The organism is Tropicibacter alexandrii (assembly GCF_003667315.2).
GTDB lineage: Bacteria > Pseudomonadota > Alphaproteobacteria > Rhodobacterales > Rhodobacteraceae > Tropicibacter > Tropicibacter alexandrii.
The window spans coordinates 239,094-245,524 of the sequence record NZ_RCTZ02000007.1; the positions used below are offsets into that span (position 1 = coordinate 239,094).

The 6,431-nt window shown below is 60.7% G+C and carries 8 protein-coding genes; all 8 read right to left on the reverse strand.

Annotation, left to right across the window (positions count from 1 at the left end):
- Nucleotides 1-4: 4 nt before the first annotated feature.
- On the reverse strand, nucleotides 5-1,117 hold the full coding sequence (locus D8Z78_RS11735) for a tyrosine-type recombinase/integrase (protein ID WP_121630317.1): 1,113 nt from the start codon (nucleotides 1,115-1,117) through the stop codon (nucleotides 5-7).
- A gap of 192 nt (nucleotides 1,118-1,309) precedes the next feature.
- Nucleotides 1,310-1,861, reverse strand: coding sequence for a hypothetical protein (locus D8Z78_RS11740; protein ID WP_121630319.1), 552 nt, complete (start codon nucleotides 1,859-1,861; stop codon nucleotides 1,310-1,312).
- Between the two features lie 69 nt (nucleotides 1,862-1,930).
- Complete coding sequence (locus D8Z78_RS11745) at nucleotides 1,931-2,227, reverse strand: hypothetical protein (RefSeq protein WP_121630320.1); 297 nt, start codon at nucleotides 2,225-2,227, stop codon at nucleotides 1,931-1,933.
- A complete protein-coding gene (locus D8Z78_RS25425) occupies nucleotides 2,224-2,838 on the reverse strand; it encodes a hypothetical protein (protein WP_476718453.1) in 615 nt (204 codons plus the stop codon). The genes D8Z78_RS11745 and D8Z78_RS25425 overlap by 4 nt, the downstream gene beginning before the upstream one ends.
- Nucleotides 2,839-2,867: 29 nt before the next feature.
- A complete protein-coding gene (locus D8Z78_RS11760) occupies nucleotides 2,868-3,932 on the reverse strand; it encodes a phage portal family protein (protein ID WP_121630322.1) in 1,065 nt (354 codons plus the stop codon).
- A gap of 1 nt (nucleotide 3,933) precedes the next feature.
- Nucleotides 3,934-4,467: a hypothetical protein gene (locus D8Z78_RS11765; protein WP_128910776.1), complete on the reverse strand. Its 534-nt coding sequence runs from the start codon at nucleotides 4,465-4,467 to the stop codon at nucleotides 3,934-3,936.
- Between the two features lies 1 nt (nucleotide 4,468).
- Nucleotides 4,469-5,050: an HK97 family phage prohead protease gene (locus tag D8Z78_RS11770; protein WP_121630323.1), complete on the reverse strand. Its 582-nt coding sequence runs from the start codon at nucleotides 5,048-5,050 to the stop codon at nucleotides 4,469-4,471.
- Complete coding sequence (locus D8Z78_RS11775) at nucleotides 5,050-6,306, reverse strand: phage major capsid protein (protein ID WP_121630324.1); 1,257 nt, start codon at nucleotides 6,304-6,306, stop codon at nucleotides 5,050-5,052. Before D8Z78_RS11775 ends, D8Z78_RS11770 begins: the two co-directional genes overlap by 1 nt.
- Nucleotides 6,307-6,431: the final 125 nt, after the last annotated feature.

Genomic DNA, 6,431 nt, shown 5'->3' on the forward strand with positions numbered 1-6,431 from the left:
TCCATTATTTTCCTTTCTTTTCATTGACTTGTGGTGCTGATTTGTCCAGCCATTCGGAAAGGTTGGACACGCTTGCAGCGCGAACCTTGGACATTCCGCCCGCCGACAGCTTTTTGCGCTGCGCAGATTTGACGTAGGTCAGGGCTTCGCGGGTGCTTCGATGGGCCAGAAAGGCCATGATTTCGAGTTCGTTCGCGCCATGCTCGGCAAGCTGGGTCGCGCCGAATTTTCGGAGGCCATGAGCGCGGCATCGGTCAGGAAGGCCAGCCGCTCGCACTTGGTCCGCGAACCAGTTCCCGAAGCCTTCGACGGTATAGGGCTTGCCATCGTCACGAGTCAGAAACAGGCTAGTGCCGGGCGGAAGCTGGATGATTTCGGCGACTAGGTCGGGCATGTAGTCCAGCGACAATTCCGCCTCTTGGCCGGTCTTTCCGCGTCGGTAGTAGATCGCATTTCCCTTGATGTTGTGCCGCCCCATTGCACAAGCGTCTTGTCGTGCTGCACCGGTCGCAAGCATCAGTTCCAGCGCGCGGCGCGCCTTCGTCCCGCTTGGGTGAAAGTCGCGGTACTTCTGGATTTCTTCAGGCGTCCAAGTGTGGAAGCCGCCTGTCTCTTTCTGCTTTCGCTCATCAACCGCGTGAACGGGGTTCGCAATATCGAGACCCACCTTCTTGCGCGCGTGGTCGAAGATCTCCGACAGTTCTTTGCGCAGCCGGTTGGCCGCCGCCGCGCCGCCCTTCTTCTCCATCAGGCCTTCTATGTGGTGCGCCTGTATCAACTCCAAGGGAAAGCGCCCGATGATCTGGCAAATCCAGTCCAGACGCTTGCCTTTGGCGTAGCGGGTTGATGCCGCAAGTTCTTTGAACCGGACTGAGCCACGGTAATGAGACACTACATGGTCAACGGTACCGTGTTCGCCGCGTGTCCGTTTGTCGTCGGGACGCGGGTTCATTGCAGCCTCATAGGCGGTGCGAAACTCAAGGGAGCCGTATGCACCGGGAAGGTACTCATCCACCTTGCGCCCGTTCACCTTTGCCCGCAAACGCCACCGCTTCTTGCCGTGCTGATCCACGTTCGGTTTGTTGCCTACGCCGGGGAAGGGGTTCCGCTTTTTCATCGCACACCTGTCACGCGGTTGAGTTCGTCAACGAGAGGATTTTGGCCAACATCGGAGCCGGTTCCCACGATGATTTCATGGGAACCGTCCGGTCGCACCACTACGCGGAATTGAGACACATTCGCCGCCGCCAATCCCTTCGCGTACCGGGTCAGCTCGGCTTGGGTGATGCTGGCGGGGCGGGGCGGCATGTTACTCGGCCACCCACTCGACATAGTCGCGCCCTTGTCCAAACCCGAGCATCAGAAATGCACGGCCCGAAAGGCGCACTTCACGTTTGAAGTACCCTTGCCAGAAGTCGTTCGGCTGGCGTTGGAACCTGACAATCAATTTGGATTGATTCCAAAACTCAATTTCTGTCCAAGTTTCGTTTATGACGATATTGCAATCGAGCAGCGCTTTCCTTCGCGCGCGCTCCTCTTGGGTCTCAGGCTGTTGGTAGATCGTTGCAATTATTGCGGTGAGCCATTTTCCCGATGTCTGGTCTTCAAAAGGACTGTTAGGAAACGCCGGTATTGTCCAGTAGTCCGCCAATACCGCCGACGCCTCTTTGATCTTGGGGGCCAAGGCAACCGTCAACATCAACTTGCCAATATCGTCGTAACCCACTTGAGCGATTGCGCGCCCACGACTCTTGGGCAAGTGACCCGAGTCGATAAGCGCGCGCGCGTATGCGTTTACGGTCTCGGGCCTCTCCCCAAGGATTTCCGCGATGTCTTGGACTAGCTCTGCTACGGTTGCCATCTCAGCACCTCATTATTTGACTTTAGATTACATTAATCCAAATCCAAAGGCAACCACGTTTTGCACTTGCTAAACCGGGCTTATGCGCGCCGCCCGCAGTTCCAGCTTTTCCGCCTCGTCTATCAGGTCGCGAAGGATCGCCTCGGCCACAAACAGAGTTTGGTCGATGCCTCGATCCTGCATCGGTGTGCCGCCAGCGTCATTGTCCAAAGCCGCGCTTGCGGTCGCAACAAGGCCCATTGCCATATAGGCAAGGCTGCTCGCCGGTGAGTTCCTCGTATACGACTCATCCATCCAGCGAAGGGCAAAGTCTGGATTGGTGAAGCGGTCTTTGGCCAGTTCAACGCCTTTGCTTGTCGGTTTCATGCCCGGCGCCCTTTCAGCTTTTCCAGATCACTCGCGATTTCGTCGGCCAGCCGTTCAGCGACAAAGCCAACCGCCGCCACGCCGTTGCTTGTCCGCTGGTCGTGCGGGTTGAATTCGGTCAAGACGGCCATCAGGCCATGCAGATATGTCGCCTTGGTGTGAATGTCGGACAGATCGGGCAAGCCGGTATCGGTCGCGCGGGCGCGTTCATTGGGCATTGTCAGGGTCTCCTGATTTGGGTTATTGATAACGTGGTTATACTTTTCACACGTCGCAAAACGGGTCAAGAAAAATAACAGGGTTATAAAATGAACGCCACGCAATGCAAAATGGCCCGCGCCGCTCTTGGTCTTGGCGTTCGTGATCTTGCCGCACTCGCCGATGTTGCGCAGGCAACTGTATCCCGCCTTGAACGCGGCGAAGAATTGAAGCCCGCCACCGTCGCCGCGATCCGCGCCGCGCTCGAAGATGCCGGGGTCGAGTTCATCGCAGAGAATGGCGGGGGAGCCGGGGTCAGGCTCAAGAAATAGGCCAGCCCCGCCTTGGGAACGTGCTGGCCTTGCACCGCGCCGAAAAGGAAGTTCAGCCGTGCCTTGTCGGGGTTTTCCCACTCACCGACTTACGGGGGGGCTTTGTCCGGCTACCGGACCGGCGCACCCTGCCAATCCACCAATCTCATAGCGGCGTCAGCATCAACGCCCGCCTCTTTGGCCATCGCCATCGCCTGAATGATGCCAGCCGCCGCCCGCGCCCGTCCGCCTGCATCGAAGGCTTGGAGCGGTCGCATCACGTCCAGCGCCACCGCCTCGCCCAGCTTCGCGGCGCATTCCTCGGCCATGCCCTCGGCAATCGGTTGCAGCATCCACTGAGCCAAATGACGTTGTGCTTCCCGCACTAGCGGCCCGGTGGTCGAAGGTGACGCCAGCCCCGGCAAGACGCCAAACGCCATGCAGATCGCAGAACGCGCCGCCTCCAACGTCTCTTTGGGCAAGACTTTCTCGATGTCAGGCGACACGCTTTGAGGCTTCCAGTCGGATGCAGGGGCAGGCCCGCCCGCCGCCGTGACGTTGACGCTTTCACGAAGCTGCACTCGGCCCCGGTAGCCCCGGAATGCCCGCGCCATTTGCGCAAGGTCGGTTTCCGGGCTTTCAGGGAACGGCACGACGCTGGAACCGATAGGCGCGTCCCGATAGACCTCGGCAAGCGCGGTCTCGACGTGCTGCAACAGCCCAGCCGTGAGGCCGGATCGCCGCAAGGGCGGTTGCCCGACATAGGGCATGTTCACGTCAGCGCCGGTGCGGAAATGCAGGACTTCCGCCGCCAGCGCGGTTCGGGTTTGCCCGCCGCCAGTGTCGGGAATGCTCACCCGGTATGCGGTCGGCTTGGCATAGCGCGTCGTCAAATCCCAATCCGAACACGGCACAAGGCCGGTGTCCTCGATCAGGAACACAGCTTCGCCGCGAAGGGCCAGCGCGCGCCCGCACAGTGCCAAGGTGCGCTTGGTCAGCAGGTCGGTGCCGGTCACGTCCGCGACCGACAAGCCGCCTTCCCAGAGGCTCACACAGCTTTGCACCGTTGCCGTGAGTTCCGCCGTGCCATCGCCGCCGCTGATATACGCCGCCCGCGCTTCCATCACTTGCGCCGTGTAGCCCGTCCCGCTGGATCGGGTCTCGGTCTCGGGTTTTCTCTTGAACCATCCGAACATGTCAGGCCCTCCGGTAATTTCGTAGAAGATCCGCTGCACCACTCAGGTGAAGCGCTTTGGCGGCCCAAGCGCGCGGAATGCCCTCTTCGCCACCCGTGAACGCGGGTTCGTTCTTGAAGCTGTCCACAATCCCGCGCGAATACTCGTGCAGGCGTCGAAACGCCTCTACAACGTCAGCCGGTGGCGTCCCGCTGCCAACGCTCGCCGTGATCCGGTAAGGCCCATCGCTCGGCAAAGCATACCCGCCAAATGGCGAAGGTGGCGGTGTCGTTTCAGTCCAGCTTTGATTTTCCCATACCTCGACGGTGGCAATCGTCGCAGGCGTCAATGGCGGTCGCCAATCGCCTTCACCTTCCACGATCCAGACCACTTCGCGCGCGGTCCAACGGTGCGCAACATGCCGCTCGATCTGTTGCCACAATTGCGCCGGATCGGGTTCAAAGTCTGTGCCGGTGAGTTGACCAGATACCCAGCGTGGCGCAATCTCGGGATAGGACGCAGGCAACGCCTCGGTTTGTTTAATCGTCTCCGCCATATTAAGCCCTCCACCGTTCCCAGACAGCCCAAGCGCTTGAAGGCTTGACCATCGGCACGGACACGACAGGCCCCCAAGATCGCGCCTCGATCTGTGCTTGCGGGTATGCTGGCTTGGTCACGGCGCTAATCTCGATCAGGTCAGCAGACTGGACGACACGCATCAGACCATCCCCGGCGCGCTTCACATAGTCGCCGCCCTCGGTGACACGAAAGCCGGGGCTAATGCCGCCGACCAATCCAGCTTCCAAGGTTCCGAGAAAGTCACGAACAAAGCCCACGTCGCGCATTTCAGGGGCAAGCGTTGCCTCGAAGGTCAACGCATCGTCGTTGTCTTGTAGGCGCAAAGAACCCGCCGACCTCGATGCAAGCGGACGGTCAAAGTCGTGGTGAACAAGCAAGTGAATGTCGCCGCCTGCCGCGATTGAAGCCCCGAAAGCCCGCGCTGCAAATACTTCCTGCCGCCGATCCCGACCGCCTTGCAAGACGGTCGGGACGGCATACGGGAACCGGCCCCGCAGGACGGTAGCACCGCCCGCAGAGGTGCGGACTTCAAGCCCGCCTTTGGAACCGGCCCAGAGCATCACTGAATATCCGTCAGGATGCGGGTTTGCGCCGCGCGGGAAATGGTCACGTCCATCGTGGCCAGCGCCGTGAGACGAAGCGCGCCCGACTGTGCATCGCTGAAAACGTCTCGCACAAGATCAATCGCCCCCCAAGTGCCGACGAAGAACGGGGGAACGCCGCCCGCCGTGGTCGTCAGGACTGCGCTCGTCACAAGCGGATCGCCGGTCGGATCGGCAAGCGCGTTGTGCGACATGACAACCGCCCCCAGCGCTTCAATCATCCGGTCAAACTCGAATTTGAACCCGCCGTCACCGACCATAACGCCGTCCATGTAATCCCAGACCTCGGGACGGATCAGCGCCCGCACATCGCCGGGACCGGTCGCCGCGTTGCCCGTGATGAAGTCAACAACCTCGGCACGGAATGCCGCCCAGCTTGCCGCCGCATCAACGGCAGTCTCGGCAATGCCCCAGCCCGACGCGCCCGCAAAAAGCCCGGTCGGTTCGCCGCTCGATCCGCTGCCCTGAAAGACGGCATGGTCAAGTGCTTCCTCGATTGCACCGTTCATGTCGCGGCGAACAGCCTGTTCCAGCCCGGTGCCGGATTGCTTCAGCGTCTTGCGCGTGATCCGCATTTGGACGCCCAAGGTGTTATCCGGGGCAAGCGGTCGGTCGGTCGTCGCGTAGACGGTCGGGCCAGCCACGTTCGCGGTTTCGCCATTGGCCCAGCCCGCCGAAACGCTCGACGTGGTGACGGGGTATTCCAGTTCGCCCACACCCACGTTGACCATCTGGCCACCCATGCGCGCCGCGACCGAACCGGCAAACAGGCGTTCGATGATAGGCGCGGTTCGGATCGGGTTCGGGGTTCCGCTGGCGACAGTCTCACCGGCCCGGACTTCCAGCGCTTCCCACGGAACCGGAATCCCACGATACCCGCCGCGCGACCGCAGCTCACTGACGATTTCGCCGGTCTTGCCATCAAGGTTCCGGCCCTCGTCCAGCGAAAGCGCGACTTGGCGCATTTCAAAGCCCGCCATCACCTCGGCCCATTCGCGATCCGAACGGGTTTCGAGTTCGGCCCCGGCTTCGCGCCGCTCGGTGTCCTCGGCAATCAGCGCCGCGCGATAGCGGGTTTCATTGGTCCGAAACTCCATATCAAGCGCCTCAATGTTCCGAACCTCGTCTTGGGTCGGTTCTTCCTTGCCGACAAGGCCCGCAAGGGATTGGCGGATTTCGCTTTGCCGCCGTGCGATCTTCACTGAATCAAGCATCTGTTTGTCCTTTGCTCGAAGGGTTTCGCTGCATGTCGCGCAGCAAGGTGAACCGCCCCGGGTTTGCCGGAGAGTTTTTTGTTCAAAACTTAGGCGACGTGATCAAGAGCATTTATGCTCGCGTA